Genomic DNA, 18,130 nt, shown 5'->3' with positions numbered 1-18,130 from the left:
TAAGTCAGTTCTGGGTCGCTGAGCTTGTCGAAGCGTCAGCGGCCGGAGAGTTCGTTGGTGAGCGTGAAGAGCCCGGAGTGGTCGAGTGCGCCGTCGCCGCGGGCGACGAGGGCGTTCACGAGCTGTGCGACGGCGGCGCCGAGGGGGATGGTGACCCCGACGGAGCGAGCTGCTGCAGTGACGATGCCCAGATCCTTGTTGTGGAGGGCGAGACGGAATCCGGGGGCGAAGTCGCGGTCCAGCATCTTCTGCCCCTTCTGGTCGAGGACCTTCGAGCCGGCGAGTCCGCCGCCGAGGACCTTGAGGGCCGCGTCGGTGTCGACGCCGAAGGCCTCGAGGAAGACGACGGCCTCGCTGAGAGCCTGGATGTTCACGGCGACGATGAGCTGGTTGGCGGCCTTGACGGTCTGGCCGGCGCCCGCGGGTCCGACGTGCACGATGGTCTTGCCGATCGCGTTGAGGACGGGCTCCGCAGCGGCGAAGTGCTCAGGCGATCCGCCGACCATGATCGACAGCGCGCCGTCGATCGCGCCCTGCTCGCCACCGGAGACCGGGGCGTCGACCGCTCCGAAGCCGGCGGCGACGGCCTCTTCGGCGAGGGTCTTGGCGACGTCGGGACGGATCGAGGAGTTGTCGATCCACAGGGCACCGGCCTTGGCGTTCGCGAAGACGCCGTCTTCGCCGCGGACGACGCCTTCGACGTCGGGCGAGTCCGGGACCATGGTGAGGATGACGTCGGCATCCTTCACGGCATCCGCGATGCTGGTCGCTCCCGTGCCGCCGGCTTCGACGAGAGCGTCGATGGGCTCCTGGCTGCGGTTGAACCCGGTCACCTCGTAGCCGGCCTTGACGAGGTTCTTGGCCATGGGGAGGCCCATGATGCCGAGGCCGATGATGGCGATGCTGGTCATGAGTTCGCTCCTTCGCGGTTCAGCCAGGCGAAGGCATCCGCCTGGGTGGCCTTGTACTCGAGGCCGATGGGTCCGGTGTATCCGCCGGCGCGAGCGGCGTCGATCCATTCGGTCAGCGGCAGGTCGCCGGTGCCGGGCTCTCCGCGCCCGGGGGCGTCGGCGATCTGGATGTGCCCGAACTCCCCCGCGTGCCCGGCGATGACCGCAGCGACATCGTCGCCGTTCACAGCCAGGTGGTAGAAGTCGGCGAGCAGGCGGATGCTGTCGACGCCGTGCTCGTCACGGACCCGGCCGATGATGGCCAGGGCGTCGGCCGCGGTCTTCAGCGGGTACGCGTCCATTCCGGAGACCGGCTCGAGCAGCACGATGCCGCCGATCTTCGCGACCGCAGCGCCCGCGATCGCGAGGTTCTGCACCGCCAGGTCGTCCTGCGCCTGCGCGTCAGCGCCCTCGATGCGGTTGCCGTAAAGGGCGTTGAAAGCCTTCGTGCCGAGGCGCTGGCCGATGCCGACGACGACGTCGACGTTGGCGCGGAACTCGTCTTCGCGACCGATCCAGGAGACCAGTCCGCGGTCGCCGGCCGGCATGTCACCGGCGAAGAAGTTGAGGCCGGTGAGCTGCACGCCCGCATCCTGGATCGCGGCGACGAACGCGTCGACCTCTTCCTGCGCGGGGACGGCCGAGCTGAACGGCCACCAGAACTCCACGGCGTCGAAGCCGGCGGCCTCAGCGGCGGCCGGGCGCTCCAGGAGAGGCAGCTCGGTCAGCAGGATCGAGGCGTTCACGGTGTAGCTCATGGGTTCATCCTTGATTTCGGATCGTGGAAGTTAAATTCCTGTTAGTGAAAAGAGTACGCTGAACCCCGCGGCGATGTCAACGACACGGTGCGTGCTCCCACCGCCTACGGAGGTGTTCCCGGCTCCCGCGGTTCAGGCGCAGCCGAGATGCGACTACACCCCTACCCCAGGAGTCAGTCCAGAACCTTCGCCTTCTGGATCGCGAACTCGGCCTCGGTGATCGCGCCGCCGTCGCGCAACGCGGCGAGGCGCTCCAGTCGGCTGATGGTGTGATCCACGGCGAACATCCGGAGCCCGGTCTTCTCGTCCTCGGTGAGGCGAGAGATGTCGCCGACGACCTGCACGTTGGCACCGCTCAGGAACACTTCGCCGAACAGCAGGCCGACGTCGACCGGCTCACCCCGCCGCAGGGCGGCGACGCCCTCGGCCTTGGCCCGGGCAGCATCCTTGGCCAGCACGACCTGGTCCCACAGGATCCGGTAGTCGACCGGGTTGGCCGGGTCGACCACGATCGGCAGCAGGGCGCCGGGCATGGGCCAGACCTTGCGCTTCACGGTGCCGGAGAACTCGATCGCAAGAGGCTCGACGCCGGGAGCGCTGATCACCAGTTGCATCTCGCAGGTCTGGTTGACGGTGTCGCCGTGGTGCACCGAAACGGTCACGACTTGTGCCGTCCCTCGCACGCCGTCGGCGTCGGTCGCCGGACTGGAACGAAATCGTTCGAAGAGGCTCATGCGACGATCCTCGCACCAGCCACCGAGAATATGACGTCAGGTCAGGCGGATCTGGCGGTTCATGTCCTTGTAGAGCAGGTAGCGGAAGTCCTCGGGGCCGCCGGCGTAGCAGGCCTGCGGGCAGAAGGCGCGCAGCAGCATGTAGTCGCCCGCCTCGACCTCGACCCAGTCGTCGTTCAGGCGGTAGACGGCCTTTCCCTGCAGCACGAACAGACCGTGCTCCATGACGTGCGTCTCGGCGAACGGGATCGAGCCGCCCGGCTTGAAGGTCACGATGTTCACCTGCATGTCGTGCGCGAGGTCGCTCGCGTCCGAGAAGCGGGTGGTCGCCCACACGTCGTCGGTGTCGGGCATGGAGGTCGGCTCGATGTCCTTGTCGCTGGTGACGAAGGATGCCGGTGCGTCGACGTCATCGAGCCACTCGTACGCCTTGCGGATCCAGTGGAAGCTCGTGATCGTGTCGCCCTCGTTGGCGAGCGACCAGGTGGCACCCGGGGCGAGGAAGGCGTATCCACCCTCCTCGAGCACGTGCCGCTCTCCGTCGAGGGTCAGCGTGAGAGACCCGGTCGTGACGAACACGACGCCCTCCACGCCCGCTTCGACCTCGGGCTTGGCCGCCCCGCCGCCGGGAGCGATCTCGACGATCAACTGCGAGAAGGTCGTCGCCGAGCTGGGCGTCGGCCGGGCGATGATCCACGCGCGGGTGTTCGTGAAGCCGGGGAGGCTGCTGGTGACGATGTCGCGCAGCACGCCCTTCGGGATGACCGTGTAGGCGAGCTTCACGACAGCCCGGTCGGTCAGCAGCGCGGACTGGCCGGGAAGACCGCCGGCGGGCGTGTAGTAGGTGCGTGCGGGGGTGCTCATGAGTTCTCCTCGGATACGGCGAGCTTCGGATGCGCGAGCCTGATCAGCTCCGCGGGTGCGGCGGCAGCGGCATCCCGCACCTCCGCCTCGGTGACGGCCCCACACTCCAGCCCGCGCACGACGAAACGCGCGAGAGCACGGGCGGTGGCCGGCTCGTCCATGATCGTCGCGTCGCTGCCGTGCAGGTAGTTGTCGAGGCGACGCGCGGCGGCGGGGAAGCCCTCGCGGTAGAACGCGTACGTGGCGAGATAGCGGGTCGGCAGCTGGGCGGCATGCAGGTCCCACCCCTGGTAGTAGCCGCGCTCGAGCGAGCGCCGCACCAGGCGCGCGTGCAGCTGCCAGGCCGCGCGCACGTGATCCGGATCGCCGACCGGGATGACATTGGTCGACCCGTCGGACAGGCGTACGCCGGTCTCGGCGACGGCCACCTGCATGACCTGCTTCGCGTAGTCGGCGGCCGGATGCTCCATCGACTGGTGCGCGGCAGCGATCTGCAGCGAGGCGCTGTAGTCGTAGGTGCCGTAGTGCAGCGCCGTGACGCGACCCTTCGCGCGGTGCAGCAGGGTCGCCACCGGAACGGAGCCGTCGGCGGCGATGATCAGCTGCGGCGTCTCCATCTGCACCTCGAAGCGCAGCCGTCCGGGCGCGAGACCCAGCCGCTCCTCGAAGCGCTCGCAGAGCACGACCATCGCCTCGACCTGCGCGACCGTGGTCACCTTGGGCAGCGTCAGCACGAGTCCGGCCGGCAGGGGTCCCGCGGCCGCGAGGGCGGTCAGGAACAGATCGAGAGTGCGGATGCCGCGGCGACGCGTCGGCGCCTCGAAGCACTTGAAGCGGATGCCGATGAACGGCGGCGCGGTCCCGGCGGCCACGGCCTGGGCCACGCGCTCGGCGGCCAGGATCGCGTCGGAATCCTCCTCGGCATCCGGTCGCGCGCCGTAGCCGTCTTCGAAGTCCAGGCGCAGGTCTTCGATCGGCTCGCGCTGCAGCTTGGCCTCCACGAGGGGAGCCAGCTGCTCGGCGAGGTCACCGAGGCCGACGGCGTCCGCCAGCGCCGTCATGCCCCCGAACGCGGTGACGGCCGCGGCCGCCTCCGCGCCGAGACGTGCAGGCAGGTCGGGCGTGAAGCGGTCGGCGGGAACGTAGAGCGTGTGCACCGGCTGGCGGCTGCCGTCGTCTCCGGGGTACGCGGTCGAGAGGAGCGCGTCCGTTCCCGCGAGCCGGGCGTCGATGTCGGTGAGGTCGTCCTCGCCCAGAGTGGAGCTGCGCTGTTCGACACTGGCGGCCACGGTGCTCACTCCTTGCTCGAGGCGACGGAAGAGGACGAGGCGACGCGGACGATCGCCTCGGCCACCGCGCCGGCCACCAGGGGATCGAACACGCTGGGGATGATGAAGCTCGCATTGAGCTCGTCGTCTCCCACGCGCGAGGCGATCGCCTCGGCGGCTGCGACCAGCATAGGCGCGGTGATGTCGGACACGCCCGCGTCCAGCAGGCCACGGAAGACACCGGGGAACGCCAGCACGTTGTTGATCTGGTTCGGGAAGTCGCTGCGACCGGTCGCCACGACGGCGGCATGCCGCGACGCGACGATCGGGTCGACCTCGGGCACGGGGTTCGCCATCGCGAACACGATCGCGTCGTCCGCCATGGCGGCGATGTCGTCCTCGACGAGGATGTTCGGGGCGCTCACGCCGATGAACACGTCGGCGTCGACCAGGGCCTCCTTCAATGTGCCCTGGAACCCGCGCGGGTTCGTGGTCGCCGCGAGCTCGGTGCGGTGCGCGTCGACGTACTCGGCGTCCGAGTGGATCGCGCCGTCCCGGCCGCACGCGACGATGTCGCGTGCACCCTCGGCGAGCAGCAGCTGCACGATCGCGTTGCCGGCGGCGCCGACACCGGAGACGACGATGCGGACGTCCTCGATCCTCTTCCCGACCACCTTGAGCGCGTTGCCCAGGGCGGCGAGCGTCACGATGGCGGTGCCGTGCTGGTCGTCGTGGAAGACGGGGATGTCGAGCTCCTCGCGCAGGCGCGCCTCGATCTCGAAGCAGCGGGGGGCGGCGATGTCCTCGAGGTTCACGCCGCCGTAGACCGGGGCGATCGCCTTGACGATCGAGATGATCTCCTCGGTGTCCTTGGTGTCGAGGCAGACCGGCCACGCATCGACGTTCGCGAACTGCTTGAACAGCGCGGCCTTGCCCTCCATGACGGGAAGGGCGGCTTCGGGGCCGATGTCTCCGAGCCCGAGCACGGCGGTGCCGTCGGTGACGACGGCGATCGTGTTGCGCTTGACGGTCAGCTGACGCGCCTTGCTCTTGTCCTCGGCGATCGCCAGGCAGACGCGGGCGACGCCGGGCGTGTAGGCGCGGGAGAGGTCGTCGCGATTGCGCAGCGGAACGCGCGGCACGACCTCGAGTTTGCCGCCGAGGTGCATCAGGAAGGTGCGGTCGCTGACGAGCCGGACAGTGACGCCCTCGAGCGCGTCGATCGCGGCGCGCACGCGCTCGACGTGCTCCTCCCCCGCGGTGTTGCAGGTCAGGTCGACCACGATCGTCGAGGGATGCGACTCGACGACGTCGAGCGCGGTGACCGCCGCCCCGGCATCCGCCGCCGCCACGGCGAGCTCGCTGGTGACGCTGAAGTTCGACGGCGCGTCGATCCGCAGCGTGATGGAGTTTCCGGGACCCGGATTCGCCATGATTCCTCCCATGTTTTTCGTATCGTGGACTCTATTATCTACTTTATGGAAGTATGAGGCAACCACAGAGACGTTTGCGCGCGTTGGTTTCGACATGCCTCTCTCGCATGATGGAATGATCGCAACACGACGGAGGATCCGATGACCGATACCAAGACCCCGAAGAGCGCCGGATCCGGCGTGCAGTCGGTGGAGCGCGTCTTCGAGCTCATCGAGCTGGTGACCGACGCCGGCGGCGATGTGACGCTCAGCGAGCTCGCGGCCTCCACCGACCTTCCGCTCCCGACGATCCACCGCCTGCTGCGCACGCTGGTGTCGCTCGGATACGCCCGGCAGCTGCCCAACCGCCGCTACGCGCTCGGACCCAAGCTCATCCGCATCGGCGAGGGAGCCTCCCGGCAGTTCGGCGCCCTCGCGCGCCCGCAGCTCAAGCGCCTCGTCGACGAGCTCGGCGAGAGCGCCAACATGGCGGTCCTCGACGGCGACATGGTCGTCTACGTCGCGCAGGTGCCCTCGCTGCACTCGATGCGCATGTTCACCGAGGTCGGCCGCCGCGCACACCTGCATGACACGGGCGTCGGCAAGGCGATCCTCGCCCAGCTCCCGGACGAGACCGTACGCGGCATCGTGAGTCGTGCCGGCATGCCGACACCGACGGAATTCAGCCTCGGCTCGATCGACGATCTCCTCGCCGAGCTCGATCGGATCCGCGAACGCGGCTACGCGATCGACGACCAGGAACAGGAGATCGGCGTCCGCTGCTTCTCGATGGCCGTCCCCGACGCCCCCACCCCGACCGCCGTGTCGGTGTCGGGTCCGATCTCCCGCGTCGACGACGCGTTCGGCGGCCGCGCAGTGCCGCTGCTGCGCCGTGCCGCCGAGGAGATCAGCGCCGAGCTCACCGCCTGATCCGGGAGATGTCAGCATGAGCGGACGCATCGCCGTCGTGACGGGCGCGGGTTCGGGTATCGGTCGCGCGGTCACCCGTACCCTGCTCGAGGCCGATTTCCGGGTGGTGCTCGCCGGTCGCCGCGAAGACGCCCTCCGCGAGACCGCGGACGGGCATCCGCACGCCCTCGTCGTGCCGACCGACGTGACGGTCGAGGCCGAGGTCGAGGCGCTGTTCGCCCGCGCCGTGGCCGAATGGGGGCGCGTGGACCTGCTGTTCAACAACGCCGGCGCCTTCGGTCCATCCGCATCGGCGGCCGAGATCTCGCTCGACGACTGGCAGCGCACGCTCGACGTGAACCTCACCGGCTCGCTGCTGTGCGCGCGCGCCGCGATGCGCGCGATGATCGCGCAGCAGCCGTCCGGCGGCCGCATCATCAACAACGGATCGATCTCGGCACACGTCCCCCGACCGCTCTCCGTGGCGTACACGGTGAGCAAGCACGCGATCAGCGGACTGACGAAGTCGATCGACCTCGACGGCCGCGCGCACGGCATCTCCTGCGGTCAGATCGACATCGGGAACGCACGCACCTCGATCATGAGCGAGGTCGGCGCGAGCTCCGGTGCGCTGCAACCCGACGGGTCGCGGCGCGTGGAGCCGACGTTCGACGTGGCGGATGCCGCGCGCGCCGTGCTGTTCATGGCGCAGCTGCCCGCCGAATCGAACATCTCGACGCTGACCATCGCAGCGGCCGGGATGCCGTTCGGCGGGCGCGGCTGACCTGAGCCGCTACCGGCTCAGGTCAGCCGGCTCAGCAGAATCCGGCGACGCCGTCCCACACGCGGTGGTCGGCATCCGCTCCCTCGCGGAGGAAGGATGCCTCGATCAGGCCGTACGGGCGGTCGGCGGCGTAGAACACCTCGTTGGGGTTCTCCAGGCCGAACGGCGACAGGTCCACGACGAAGTGGTGGCTGTTCGGCGTGGAGAAGCGGATCTCGTCGATCTCGTCGTGCGCCTCGAGCACGGCTGCGGCCATGTCGTGCAGCGTGTTCTGCAGCGCGTACGAGTAGTTGGCCGAGAAGGCCTCGAGCAGCAGGCGGCGGACGTCGGCGAACGCCGCGTTGAAGTCGAGGTCGTTGCGGTTGTAGCGCCACTTCGCGGTGACCGAGGTCGCGAGGATGCGATCGGTCGTCTCCTTCAGCGTCGTGTACCGATCCTTCGGGTAGCCGACGAAGCCGCTCTCGGTCGACTTGAGCACCTTGAGGTCGGTCAAGCCGGCGATGATCGTGGTCTGCTCGCCGTCGATCTCGACGAGGGCGGTCCTGGTCTCGGTTCCGCCGCGCACGAACGAGTGGTCGTGGCCCTGTCCGTCGACGTCGATGCGCTCCCAGGTGTACTGGTCGGCCTCCCAGCGACCGCCGGTCACCCAGTCGAACTCGCCGGTGAAGTGGCGGCCGAGACGCAGCAGGTACTCCTCGGGGCTGCCGATGCCGTCCTTGGCGAAGGCGTAGACCGTGTTCTTCTGCGTGTCCGTCGCGACGACGTTCGCGTTGTCGCCGGTGAAGTGGGCGTCGGCGAAGTCGCCCCGCAGCTGCGAGGTGACGTTGAGATCCTCGATCTCATGGCGGGCGGTGTCCCGCGTGACGCGGACGACACGGACCTCCGCCTTGCCGTACTGGTTCTTGCCCAGGGTGATGGTCGTCATGTTCTTCTCAGCTTCCTCGGTAAGTGGAATAGGCGAACGGGCTGAGCAGCAGCGGCACGTGGTAGTGCGCCTGCGCAGTGTCGACCAGGAAGGTCAGCACCACCTCCGGGAAGAAGGTGTCCGTTTCGATGCCGGCGAAGTAGGCCGCCGTGTCGAACCGGAGGCGGTAGGCACCGCTCTCCAGCCGCTCGGGACCGAGTTCTTTCACCCGTCCGTCGGCATCGGTGAGGCCCGTACCGATCCCGACCCATCCGTCGCCGTCTCGGGCCTCGAGTACGACGGCGACGCCGGGCGCCGGGCGCCCGATCGATGTGTCCAGGATGTGGGTGGTCACGTGAGAGACGCTCATGCGCGTGCTCCTTCTGTCTCGATGGCCCCGGCGAGGCGCAGGGCGGCGATCTCGCGCAGCTGCTGGTCGATGACGGCCAGCTCCTGCTCGGGGGCGTTGCCGAGCCGCTGCTGCAGCAGGGCGAGGATGTCGTCGGCCGTCCGGCCGGCCGCCCGGACGAGGAAGACGCGGTCGAACGTCTCCTCGTAGGCGCGGTTGCCTGCGGCCAGCGCCTCGGCTGCCGCGGCGTCGACGCCGGACTGCTCCTTGCGGGCGAGGGCCGCCTCGGCACTCTCGCCCTGGGCCCGTTCGCCGATGCGCGGATGATGCGAGAGCGCACCATCGATCTCGCCAGCGGTGAGCGGTGCAGCGACCTGTGCGGCGGCATCCGTCAGCGCGGCGATCGACGCATAGGGCCGGCCGTCGACGAGCGCGTCGTACCAGCGGGGAATGTCCAAGGCGGGCTTCACGACACGGACGGCGACGTCGTGCGTGCAGGAGTTGAACTCCGTGAGCAACATCTTTGATCCTCAGCACATGCTGGCATCCGGCGCGTAGGACGATACGGATGACGCCTCTCCAGGAGAGGCAGCACTTCCGTATGCCGGAACTGTTATTTCAGCATGTGCAACCAGTCTGCGGAATGCCGCAAGAGTTGTCAACCCTCTTCATACACCGAGTTCGGCGCGGAGGCGAGCGACGTGCCCCGTCGGATCGACCCCGTACTCGGCGCGCTGCACGATGCCGTCGGCATCCAGGACGAAGGTCGAGCGGATCACACCGTCGAACGTGCGCTCCCCCACGGTCTTCTCGCCCCACGCTCCCCACGCGCGCGCCGTGGCGGCGTCGGTGTCGGCGAGCAGCGGGAACGTCAGCCCCTCGGCCTCGGCGAACGCGCGGATGTCCGCAACCTCGTCGGGTGAGATGCCGAGCACCGCATAGCCGGCGGCAGCCAGCGAGGAGAGGCTGTCGCGGAAGTCGCAGGCCTCGGTCGTGCATCCCGGCGTCGCCGCCTTCGGATAGAAGTAGACGACGACGTTCCGGCCGCGATAGTCGGCGAGAGCAGTCGTCGCGCCGTCGGCGTCGGACAGGGTGAAGGCGGGTGCGGCGTCACCGGGGACGAGTCGTTCGGTCATGATCTCTCCGTTCAGGGATTCCGCATCGATGATTTCGTATTGCGGAAGTCAGGTTCTGTCTGACGAAAGTGTATCGCTCACCGCATCCCAGACGGCCGAGGCAACTGCCCGCTTCGTGCCGGAAGCCTCACCCGCGATCGCGCCGTCCGGGCCGAGGACGTGCACGGCGTTGTCGGCGCTCTCGAACCCCCGCTCCCAGCCCACCTCGTTCACGACCAGCAGATCGACGCCCTTGCGCTGCTGCTTGCGGCGCGCGCGGGCGATGAGCTCGTCCTGATCCTCCGGCGTCTCTGCGGCGAACCCCACGATCAGCTGGCCCGGTCGACGCGCCGCGACCAGCGAGGCCACGATGTCGGCGTTCTCGACGAGTTCGATCGACGGGATGCCGCCGCTCTCCTTGGTGAGCTTGCGGTCGGACACCGCGACGGGCCGGTAGTCGGCGACCGCCGCCGCCATGATCACCACGTCGGCATCCGCGGCGGCATCCGCCATCGCGTCGGCGAGCTCTGCGGCGGATCCCGCCGTCACGATCCGGACGGACGGATGCCGGGCGTCGGCGAGCACGTCGCCGGCGATGTTGGTCGCGACGAGCACGACCGAGGCTCCGCGCGCCGCAGCCTCCGCCGCGAGGGCCACCCCCTGCCGGCCGCTCGAGCGGTTGCCGAGGAAGCGCACCGGATCGATCGGCTCGCGCGTGCCGCCGGCCGACACGGCCACGCGCAGGCCCTCGAGATCACGCGGAGCCAGCAAGGCCTGCGCCGCCGCGAAGATCTCCTCCGGCTCCGACATCCGTCCCGGACCGCTGTCTCCACCGGCGAGCTCGCCGTCCGCCGGACCGACGATGTGCACGCCTCGGCCGCGGAGGGTCTCGATGTTCGCCCTCGTCGCCGGATGGCGCCACATCTCGGCGTGCATCGCGGGCGCGATCAGGACCGGAGCCTCGGTCGCCAGCAGCGTCGTGCCGAACAGGTCGTCGGCGAGGCCTGCCGTCATCTTCGCGATCGAGTTCGCGGTGGCGGGCGCCACGATCACCAGATCGGCCGCCTGACCGAGAGCGACATGGCGCACCTTGGCGACGTCGTCGTGCACGCTCGTGGTCACCGGGTGCCGACTGATGGCCTCCCACGTGGGAGTGCCGACGAAGCGCAGGGCATCCTCCGTCGGGACCACCGTCACCTCGTGACCGGCCTTCGTGAGCAGGCGCACCAGGTGCACCGTCTTGTACGCGGCGATGCCGCCCGTTACCGACACGACGATGTTCACACGTCCGATTCTGCCCCAGCATCCGCACCTCCGGGGCACGACCTAGACTGACGTGCGTGTGCACGGTCGTGATCGATGTGGCGGAGGCCGGAAGCGCGCGACTGCTCGCGGTGCGGGACGAGGACCCGGAGCGGGACTGGGACGCGCTGGGGCCCTGGTGGCCCGAGCAGTACCCCGGCGTGATCGGCATCCGGGATCGTCGGGCCGGCGGCGCCTGGCTGGCGGTCGACCCGGAACAGCGTCGGCTCGCCGTACTGCTCAACCGCGAGGACGTGGGCGGACTGCCCCTGGATCGCGCCGTCTCCCGCGGCACGCTCGCTCTCGAATCCGTCGCCGGGCGGTCACCGGTCGGCCCGCTCCCGATGCACGGGTTCAACCTGCTCGAGGTGCAGCCGGAGGGGGCGCGCGTGCTCAGCTGGGACGGCGCCGCCCTGCGGACGACCGTCATCGAGCCGGGCACACACATGATCGCGCACGACGACCTCGACGATCCGGGAACACCCCGCATCGCCGCCTGGCTGCCCGAGTTCCGTGCCCTGGGTCCCGCGGCGGCGGACGACGACTGGGTCGACGCGTGGGTCGGCCTGCTCGCGGCATCCGCTCGACTGTCGCCGGAAGACGATCGCGCGATCATCCGCGACAACCGCCCGCATGGCTACCCGACGCAATCCCTGCTGTACTGCACCGCGGCGGTCACTCCCGACGGCGTCGCGGTGCACGACCGCACTCTTCCCCGCCCCGGTCACTGGTCCTGACGCGAAGCCTCACCACCGACATCACTTGACGCGATGCGGTGCTCGTCATACTCTTTTCATGAGGCAGAACTATGTTTCCGTATTATGAAAAACGAGAGCCCGCGCGAGAAGGACCGAGGTGACCACCATGCTGACTCCCGAATTGACACCCGCCGCGGACGATGCGACCGACGAGCGGTCGATCGTCCACATCGATCCCGACTTCTACGTCCCCTCACACGGCGAGCGCGGGAACAGCTACGTCCGCGCGTTCCGCATCCTCTTCCCGAAGGTGACCTGATCGATACTGCTTGCGGGGTTCGATGATGGAGGAGCTCGGCGGTGGTCGGATCTTCAGCGTCGATCTCGTCGTGCAGGCCGTGCATCACACCTACAAGGCGCAGGCTCGGTTTTCCGCTCAGCGGGTGGGGGCGAGAAGGTTGTTTTCTGCGCGGTCGACGATCCCAAGGAAGGTCTGGTCGTCGCCGTAGGCGCGGGCCAGGATCAGCCCGCCCTGGATGACAGCGACCGCGTCCAGCGCACGGTCTGCCGCCTCCTGGGGTGAGAGTCCGGCGAGGCGGAGCACGCCCGTGAGGGCTTCGACCCACTCGGTGAAATACGACTTCACCGCCTTGGCGAAGGTCTCCTGCTCCTCACCCAGCGTGATCGCGGCGAACAAGCACACGCATTGACGAGAGATGAAGTACTCGGCAACCGCACGCGACATGTCCGCGATCGCCTTCTGGGGATCGGTCGCAGTGCGAAGCGGAACGAAGATCTTCTCCTCGAACCAATCACTGACTTGGTCGAGCACCGCGCGGGCCATATCCGTCTTCCCCTCTGGGAAGAAGTGATAGAGGCTGCCGCGACCTATGCCGGTCTTCTGCTTGATGACGGACAGCGAACCACCCTCGAAGCCTCGCTCGCGGAAAACGCCAGCGAGGGCGAGGACCACGTCAGACCGGTCGAGGACGGTTCTGGCCATCAGAGACCGAGCTCGCTCAGACCAGGGTGGTCGGCGGGACGCGGGCCGGAGTTGTCCCAGAAGAACTTGCGCTCGGACTCGTCGATCGCGACATCGTTAATGCTCGCGTGGCGGTGCGTCATGAGACCGTCCTTGTCGAAGTGCCAGTTCTCGTTGCCGCAGGCGCGGAACCACTGGCCCTCGGCGTTCCGATATTCGTACGCGAAGCGCACGGCGATCACATCGCCAGTGTAGGCCCAGACTTCCTTGATGAGCCGGTAGTCAAGCTCGCGAGCCCACTTGTCGGTGAGGAACTCGATGATGGCGGGACGACCCTGGACGAAGGTGGACCGGTTCCGCCACCAGCTGTCCTCGCTGTAGGCGAGTGCGATGCACTCCGGGTCGCGGGTGTTCCAGCCATCTTCGGCGGCGCGGACCTTATGAATGGCGGTCTCTTCGGTGAACGGGGGAACGGGCGGACGGGACATGGTGACTCCTCGTTGCGATTGTTCTGAACCAATCAGTTCAGTATGTACCGAACGGTACAGACGCCGGATATGCGTGTCAACTCGAAGAATCATCAAGATCGTGCGGGTAAGCGCAGAACTACGCCGGGATGATCACCCCTGAAGCGATGCTTGAGGCGTCACCACCGGGTGGTAGGTCGTTGGCGTTCTTGAGATCGAGGGGTGCGCTCACTAAAGCCACCGAAAGTTCCCGCCGAAACCAGGTTCTGATCCACGTTTCCGGCGCGCGTTTCCGCGCCTATCGTGCGATCAAGAACGATCGTTTGCGGCAGGCCATCGGGGCCGCGTAGTCAGGCCAACCGCCCGGGGCTGCGGTCGATGCCATCCGGACGTCGGTGTTCCTTGCTATCGTGGCGCCGTGCGATGGCTTGCGGACGAGGCGAGTGGTTCACGATGTGTTCCGCTCTCTCCGGGGTCACCCCGGGGTACGCAGTCTGACCTGGAACGAACGCCGCAGGCGCCTTACTGCGCTTCGCGCAGACCGGTGCCCGCACTGATGGACGAGTCGTACGCAGGCCATTGCACGCCCGGCGCCCGCTCCGCGGCTGCCCTCTGATGGCGCCCTCCACCGCATCACGCGTGCTTGGGCGCACGCCGCGACCGCTGCCGTCGTCGGTGGCCGCCTCTCTGGCCGACGCTTTCCTCGCCTCAGAGGTCTGGGCGAAGGATCAGCTCGTCGAGGCCGGCGCGTACGTCATGGGAGCGCGCCGTCGTTGGCTCTCTCCGCTCGTCGGCGACGTTTTGGCCTCCTTCGCCCGCCCGCCTGTCGATGCCCCGCGACTGCTGACGTCGGTGATCCTCCGTTCGCCCGATTTCGCAGAAGCGGTGCGCAAGGCCGACGAGCGCCGTTCGCCGCTGCGTATCCACCATCGCGTCGTCGGTCCATCGGCGTCGCAGCCGCCCTCGGGTGCTCTTCCCCGCATCGACAGCATCCCGGATCTCGCCGCCTTGCTCGATCTGGACGTCGGCCGGCTCCAGTGGTTCGCCGACACCAAACATTGGAATCGGCGCGCACGCTCAGGGGCCTTGCACCACTACCGGTACGAGTGGCGCACACGGCACGGGCGGATCCCCCGGTTGCTAGAGATCCCGGAGCAACGGATGCGCCGCGCGCAGCGCAGTCTTCTGGAGCGGGCACTCGGCCTCATAGCCGTGAACGATGCCGCCCACGGTTTCATGCCCGGTCGCAGCGCGGCCACCGGGGCCGCGCGCCACACGGGGGCGGACATCGTCATATCCCTCGACCTCACCACGTTCTTCGCCCGCGTGACGGGCGGTCGCATCTACGGAGCGCTTCGGCAGTCGGGACTGTCCGAACCCGTCGCGCACGTCGTGACCGGGCTGTGCACCAACGCCGTTCCTCCGCGCGTGCTTGCTGCCATGCCACCGGGCGGATCATCCGACGAGCGGTTCGCCCTGCGCCGGGCTCTGGCCACGAGTCATCTGCCGCAGGGCGCTCCCTCCTCGCCGATGCTTGCCAACCTCGCCATCCGGCGTCTCGATTCACGGCTGACGGGATGGGCGGATGCCGTCGATGCGACCTACACGCGATACGCCGATGACCTCGCCTTCAGCGGCGGTCCGAGACTCGCGAAGCGACCTGATGCCTTCATCCGTGGTGTGCAGCGGATCATCGAGGACGAGGGGCACGTGGCCAACCCGCACAAAACGAGGGTCCGACGCCAGGGCGTCAGGCAGAGCGTGACCGGAATCGTCGTCAACCAGCGAACGAATGTCTCACGGGACGACTATGACCGGCTCAAGGCGACGATCCACAACTGCGTCGTGCACGGTCCGCGCACTCAGAATCACCGCCGACTCGACGATTTCCGTGCACATCTGCTCGGCCGCATCTCGTGGGTCGAGAGCCTGAACCCCGTGCGAGGCGAGAAACTCCGTGCGGAGTTTCTGCGCATCCGTTGGTGACCGCGCTGCGATCGGGCACGAACTCATGAGCCGAGGTGGGCGGTGTCGTTCAGGTGAGCGACCGTGCGGTTGTGGAAGTAGTCGTCTTCAACCAGTCGGGTGATGCTGCCGGAGTCCACCGTGAAACTCGCGTGGGTGAGAGCATCGAGCGGCATGCCGATCCAGCGAGCGATGACCAGGGTCGCGGATCCTCCGTGGGTGACGATGATCTTCTGTCGAGGGGAGTCGGACAGGATCCTCTCCATGCCTGCGTAAACGCGACGCGCCCATTGAAGTTTCGTTTCGGCTCCTTCGAGACCTTCGTCATGGTCCATTCGTTCGCCGTCCAGCGGTGGCGGCACGAATCTCTCACGGAACCAGGCAACGGGCTTGCCCTCGCCGGCGCCGTAAGACTTCTCGCGTAGCTCGGCCAGCCATATCGGCTGAAGATCTAGTTGCTCCCCGATAGCAGCCGCGGTTTGGGCGGTCCGGCGAAGGTCGGAGCTATAGAGCGCTGGGTCCGGCTGCACGCTCGTTGCAAGGGCCGATGCAATTCGTTGAGCCTGTTCGACTCCGCGCTCCGTCAGTTCCGAGTCGAACCATCCTCCGACGCGATGTTCCACGTGATGGGTTGCTTCGGGATGAGTCACGACGAAGAGTTCTTTCACATCCGCGATCTAAGCACGCCACTGCGCATCAGTTTGCCCCTCCACTCGGTGTTCGCATGGCCTGCCGCAAACGATCGTTTTTGGCAGTACCGCCATGCCGACACCACACAACGACCGGAACCGTCGTCATGGCATCCTACAAAGTGGCGCCCAGTTTACGTCGCGGCGGCGCATCACACTCTGGCTATGAAAGCCGTGGCCGGACGTTTCGGACGGTGGATGGCTGGGCGTTGGGCTGACGCGCTGTCGCGTGCCAATATGGGGCCGTGCGGATCGTCGGAAGTGTCTCCCTGGCCACCGCAGCCACTCTTATCGGACTTTTCGGCAATCTCATGCTGGGCCTAGCCGGCCTCAGCTTGGCGGGTCCAGGCGTCACAGTCATCGAGTACTCCGATTCGGATGATAGCGAGCGGGCGATCGGTATCGGGATGGGCATCATCGCGCTTGTGGTCTGGCTCGTGCTGCTGTTCCCTGCCGTGCTTGTGGGACTGCGCGGCGGCCGCCCGACGCGCGCGCGGCGTGCCACGGTATGGATCGTCGTGGGACTGAGCACGGTCCTCGTGCTAGGCACGCTGTTCGCAGTGCTCGCTACGCCGCCTCCCCTCAGCGAGTACCCGCCTCCGGAGTGGAACCGCGCTTAGCCCGCTCCACGGCGTCGCTTACACGGCTGCGTGGAGGCGTCCTCCCGAATAGTCGAAAGGTACGTCAGGGTCCGGCGCGCAGGGCACGTTCCATCGCCGCCATCACCGACGACCGGTTCGACAAGTAGGCTCACGCCATGACGCACTCTCGACCTGGTCACCGTTCACGTCGGTTTGCCGTGATCCTCGCTAGCGCCTTCATCCTCGCAAGTGCGACCGGTTGCAGTGCATCCGGCGAGGTGAGCAACAGTGGCTCAACTGAACAGCCCGTAACGGCAACAGAAACCCCGACAAGCGGGGCGACGGCGGAGTCAACCGCAGCCGATGATGAAAGAACTTGTGCAGGAGTGGGCGACGTGCAGACCATCCTGCACAACGTCCAATCCGCGTTCTACAGCGAACGCATGGGACAAGACGAACTGGACCAGTGGGCGGCCCTTGCTCTTCGGATTCTCCACAACATCCCTGCCGCTGACGACGGTCGGGTCGCCGACGCCCTCGCCGTCGTGCAGGACGCTGCCACCGACCCGCAGTCGCTCCTGACGCCCAGCGACATTCTCCTCTCCGCAGAAGAGGGCGCCCCCGGGGCTGAACTCTTAGCAGGGTGCGAAGCCGCGGGGTTCACGGTCGTCACGACGGGGTTCGTCGGAGGGTAACGCACCGGAGGGACCTAGTTGCTTGCAATGCGCCCTCCTCAGCTCGATCGCTAGTACGTGCGGTCGCGACACCAGCCGAAAGCCTCTGCCAGAACCAAGTTCCGGCTCCCATTAGCGGCGACCGCCCCGGGGAACCGAGTGGCACCGAGCCGAAAGCGATCGTTTCCGGGCCGCGGAGAAACGTTCGACCGCTACTCCGACCACGGCTCCCAGCTATTCGGCGAGGGCGATTGCTAGTCGGGGAAGCTCGCGGCCCGGAATGGAACCACTAGGCGAGGTGCCGATCCGTCGAGCCCCAAAGCGCAGATAGAACGATTCCGCACCTGGATCCGCGTCGAGTTCCAGGTGCGTGAACCCTGCGGCCCGCGCAGCGTGCAGTGTGTGCTCAAGCAGCATTCGACCGCAGCCGGTGCCGATCGCGGACGGATCAACGAACAACGCCGACAGTTCGCCGTCGTTCGACTCACCCCTCAGGAGGCTGAAGCCAAGAACCGTATCGTCTTGCGCCACGACCCACATCAGTCCTGACCCACAGGTCGTCGCATCGAAGGTCAGCTCAGCTCGGCATGCTTCGAGAAACTCGGCTGAATACCCCCAGTACCCCTTCGAGCGGAGAGCCAACGCTGAAATCTCTTCGTGCTCCTCGGACTGTGCCCTTCGTATGTGCAAGTCACTCACGATCTTTACTATGCACGCCACGGCGT

22 protein-coding genes are annotated in these 18,130 nt (G+C 67.6%); 7 read left to right on the top strand and 15 right to left on the bottom strand.

Annotated elements, in window-relative coordinates; translation table 11 throughout:
• Window positions 1-35: 35 nt before the first annotated feature.
• The 6 genes from ABD648_RS14545 to ABD648_RS14520 all read right to left on the bottom strand — a co-directional run bounded on the left by ABD648_RS14545 (window position 36) and on the right by ABD648_RS14520 (window position 6,007).
• Entirely contained in the window at window positions 36-911 is an 876-nt protein-coding gene (locus tag ABD648_RS14545) for a 2-hydroxy-3-oxopropionate reductase (RefSeq protein WP_282215669.1), read from the bottom strand.
• Window positions 908-1,708 (bottom strand): hydroxypyruvate isomerase family protein, encoded by an 801-nt coding sequence (locus tag ABD648_RS14540; protein ID WP_282215668.1) that lies wholly within the window; start codon window positions 1,706-1,708, stop codon window positions 908-910. Before ABD648_RS14540 ends, ABD648_RS14545 begins: the two co-directional genes overlap by 4 nt.
• A gap of 173 nt (window positions 1,709-1,881) precedes the next feature.
• A complete protein-coding gene (locus tag ABD648_RS14535) occupies window positions 1,882-2,442 on the bottom strand; it encodes an SHOCT domain-containing protein (RefSeq protein ID WP_282215667.1) in 561 nt (186 codons plus the stop codon).
• 36 nt (window positions 2,443-2,478) lie between these two features.
• A complete protein-coding gene (locus ABD648_RS14530; RefSeq protein WP_282215666.1) occupies window positions 2,479-3,306 on the bottom strand; it encodes a bifunctional allantoicase/(S)-ureidoglycine aminohydrolase in 828 nt (275 codons plus the stop codon).
• Window positions 3,303-4,595, bottom strand: a complete 1,293-nt coding sequence (locus ABD648_RS14525; RefSeq protein WP_282215665.1) for a DUF6986 family protein — start codon at window positions 4,593-4,595, stop codon at window positions 3,303-3,305. Before ABD648_RS14525 ends, ABD648_RS14530 begins: the two co-directional genes overlap by 4 nt.
• 5 nt (window positions 4,596-4,600) lie before the next feature.
• Complete coding sequence (locus tag ABD648_RS14520) at window positions 4,601-6,007, bottom strand: NAD-dependent malic enzyme (protein WP_282215664.1); 1,407 nt, start codon at window positions 6,005-6,007, stop codon at window positions 4,601-4,603.
• A 141-nt stretch (window positions 6,008-6,148) separates the two neighbouring features.
• On the opposite strand from ABD648_RS14520, the gene ABD648_RS14515 reads away from it, so the two are divergent.
• Entirely contained in the window at window positions 6,149-6,916 is a 768-nt protein-coding gene (locus ABD648_RS14515; RefSeq protein WP_282215663.1) for an IclR family transcriptional regulator, read from the top strand.
• Window positions 6,917-6,932: 16 nt separating this feature from the next.
• A complete protein-coding gene (locus ABD648_RS14510) occupies window positions 6,933-7,679 on the top strand; it encodes an SDR family oxidoreductase (RefSeq protein ID WP_282215662.1) in 747 nt (248 codons plus the stop codon).
• A gap of 31 nt (window positions 7,680-7,710) precedes the next feature.
• On the opposite strand, the gene pucL is transcribed toward ABD648_RS14510, so the two are convergent.
• From pucL to coaBC, 5 genes are all read right to left on the bottom strand, one after another.
• On the bottom strand, window positions 7,711-8,604 hold the full coding sequence (pucL, locus tag ABD648_RS14505) for a factor-independent urate hydroxylase (protein WP_282215661.1): 894 nt from the start codon (window positions 8,602-8,604) through the stop codon (window positions 7,711-7,713).
• A gap of 7 nt (window positions 8,605-8,611) precedes the next feature.
• Complete coding sequence (gene uraH, locus ABD648_RS14500; protein WP_282215660.1) at window positions 8,612-8,953, bottom strand: hydroxyisourate hydrolase; 342 nt, start codon at window positions 8,951-8,953, stop codon at window positions 8,612-8,614.
• Window positions 8,950-9,453 carry a 2-oxo-4-hydroxy-4-carboxy-5-ureidoimidazoline decarboxylase gene (gene uraD, locus ABD648_RS14495; RefSeq protein ID WP_282215659.1) on the bottom strand — a complete coding sequence of 168 codons (504 nt, stop codon included), beginning with the start codon at window positions 9,451-9,453 and terminating at the stop codon, window positions 8,950-8,952. Before uraD ends, uraH begins: the two co-directional genes overlap by 4 nt.
• 147 nt (window positions 9,454-9,600) lie before the next feature.
• Complete coding sequence (gene bcp, locus ABD648_RS14490; RefSeq protein ID WP_282215658.1) at window positions 9,601-10,068, bottom strand: thioredoxin-dependent thiol peroxidase; 468 nt, start codon at window positions 10,066-10,068, stop codon at window positions 9,601-9,603.
• Between the two features lie 48 nt (window positions 10,069-10,116).
• Entirely contained in the window at window positions 10,117-11,331 is a 1,215-nt protein-coding gene (gene coaBC / locus ABD648_RS14485; RefSeq protein ID WP_282215657.1) for a bifunctional phosphopantothenoylcysteine decarboxylase/phosphopantothenate--cysteine ligase CoaBC, read from the bottom strand.
• A gap of 56 nt (window positions 11,332-11,387) precedes the next feature.
• On the opposite strand from coaBC, the gene ABD648_RS14480 reads away from it, so the two are divergent.
• Together ABD648_RS14480 and ABD648_RS14475 are read left to right on the top strand one after the other, a co-directional pair.
• On the top strand, window positions 11,388-12,086 hold the full coding sequence (locus tag ABD648_RS14480; protein WP_282215656.1) for an NRDE family protein: 699 nt from the start codon (window positions 11,388-11,390) through the stop codon (window positions 12,084-12,086).
• A 118-nt stretch (window positions 12,087-12,204) separates the two neighbouring features.
• Window positions 12,205-12,366: a hypothetical protein gene (locus ABD648_RS14475; protein WP_282215655.1), complete on the top strand. Its 162-nt coding sequence runs from the start codon at window positions 12,205-12,207 to the stop codon at window positions 12,364-12,366.
• A 117-nt stretch (window positions 12,367-12,483) separates the two neighbouring features.
• Here ABD648_RS14475 and ABD648_RS14470 read toward each other — a convergent pair whose 3' ends face one another.
• On the bottom strand, window positions 12,484-13,050 hold the full coding sequence (locus ABD648_RS14470; RefSeq protein WP_282215654.1) for a TetR/AcrR family transcriptional regulator: 567 nt from the start codon (window positions 13,048-13,050) through the stop codon (window positions 12,484-12,486).
• On the bottom strand, window positions 13,050-13,517 hold the full coding sequence (locus ABD648_RS14465; RefSeq protein WP_282215653.1) for a nuclear transport factor 2 family protein: 468 nt from the start codon (window positions 13,515-13,517) through the stop codon (window positions 13,050-13,052). The genes ABD648_RS14470 and ABD648_RS14465 overlap by 1 nt, the downstream gene beginning before the upstream one ends.
• A 594-nt stretch (window positions 13,518-14,111) precedes the next feature.
• Here ABD648_RS14465 and ABD648_RS14460 point away from each other — a divergent pair.
• Window positions 14,112-15,482: a reverse transcriptase family protein gene (locus ABD648_RS14460; RefSeq protein WP_282215652.1), complete on the top strand. Its 1,371-nt coding sequence runs from the start codon at window positions 14,112-14,114 to the stop codon at window positions 15,480-15,482.
• Between the two features lie 23 nt (window positions 15,483-15,505).
• Here the strand turns inward: ABD648_RS14460 and ABD648_RS14455 are convergent, their stop codons facing one another.
• Complete coding sequence (locus tag ABD648_RS14455; RefSeq protein ID WP_282215651.1) at window positions 15,506-16,129, bottom strand: histidine phosphatase family protein; 624 nt, start codon at window positions 16,127-16,129, stop codon at window positions 15,506-15,508.
• A 266-nt stretch (window positions 16,130-16,395) separates the two neighbouring features.
• On the opposite strand from ABD648_RS14455, the gene ABD648_RS14450 reads away from it, so the two are divergent.
• Both ABD648_RS14450 and ABD648_RS14445 read left to right on the top strand, forming a co-directional pair.
• Window positions 16,396-16,770 (top strand): hypothetical protein, encoded by a 375-nt coding sequence (locus ABD648_RS14450; protein ID WP_282215650.1) that lies wholly within the window; start codon window positions 16,396-16,398, stop codon window positions 16,768-16,770.
• 404 nt (window positions 16,771-17,174) lie between these two features.
• The gene (locus tag ABD648_RS14445; RefSeq protein WP_282215649.1) at window positions 17,175-17,426 is read left to right on the top strand and encodes a hypothetical protein; all 252 of its coding nucleotides are present in this window, start codon (window positions 17,175-17,177) and stop codon (window positions 17,424-17,426) included.
• A gap of 213 nt (window positions 17,427-17,639) precedes the next feature.
• On the opposite strand, the gene ABD648_RS14440 is transcribed toward ABD648_RS14445, so the two are convergent.
• Window positions 17,640-18,104 (bottom strand): GNAT family N-acetyltransferase, encoded by a 465-nt coding sequence (locus ABD648_RS14440; RefSeq protein ID WP_282215648.1) that lies wholly within the window; start codon window positions 18,102-18,104, stop codon window positions 17,640-17,642.
• Window positions 18,105-18,130: the final 26 nt, after the last annotated feature.

Origin of the sequence: Microbacterium luteolum, from assembly GCF_039533965.1 — a bacterium.
Lineage (GTDB): Bacteria > Actinomycetota > Actinomycetes > Actinomycetales > Microbacteriaceae > Microbacterium > Microbacterium luteolum.
This window is presented reverse-complemented; position numbering and strand designations above follow the sequence as displayed.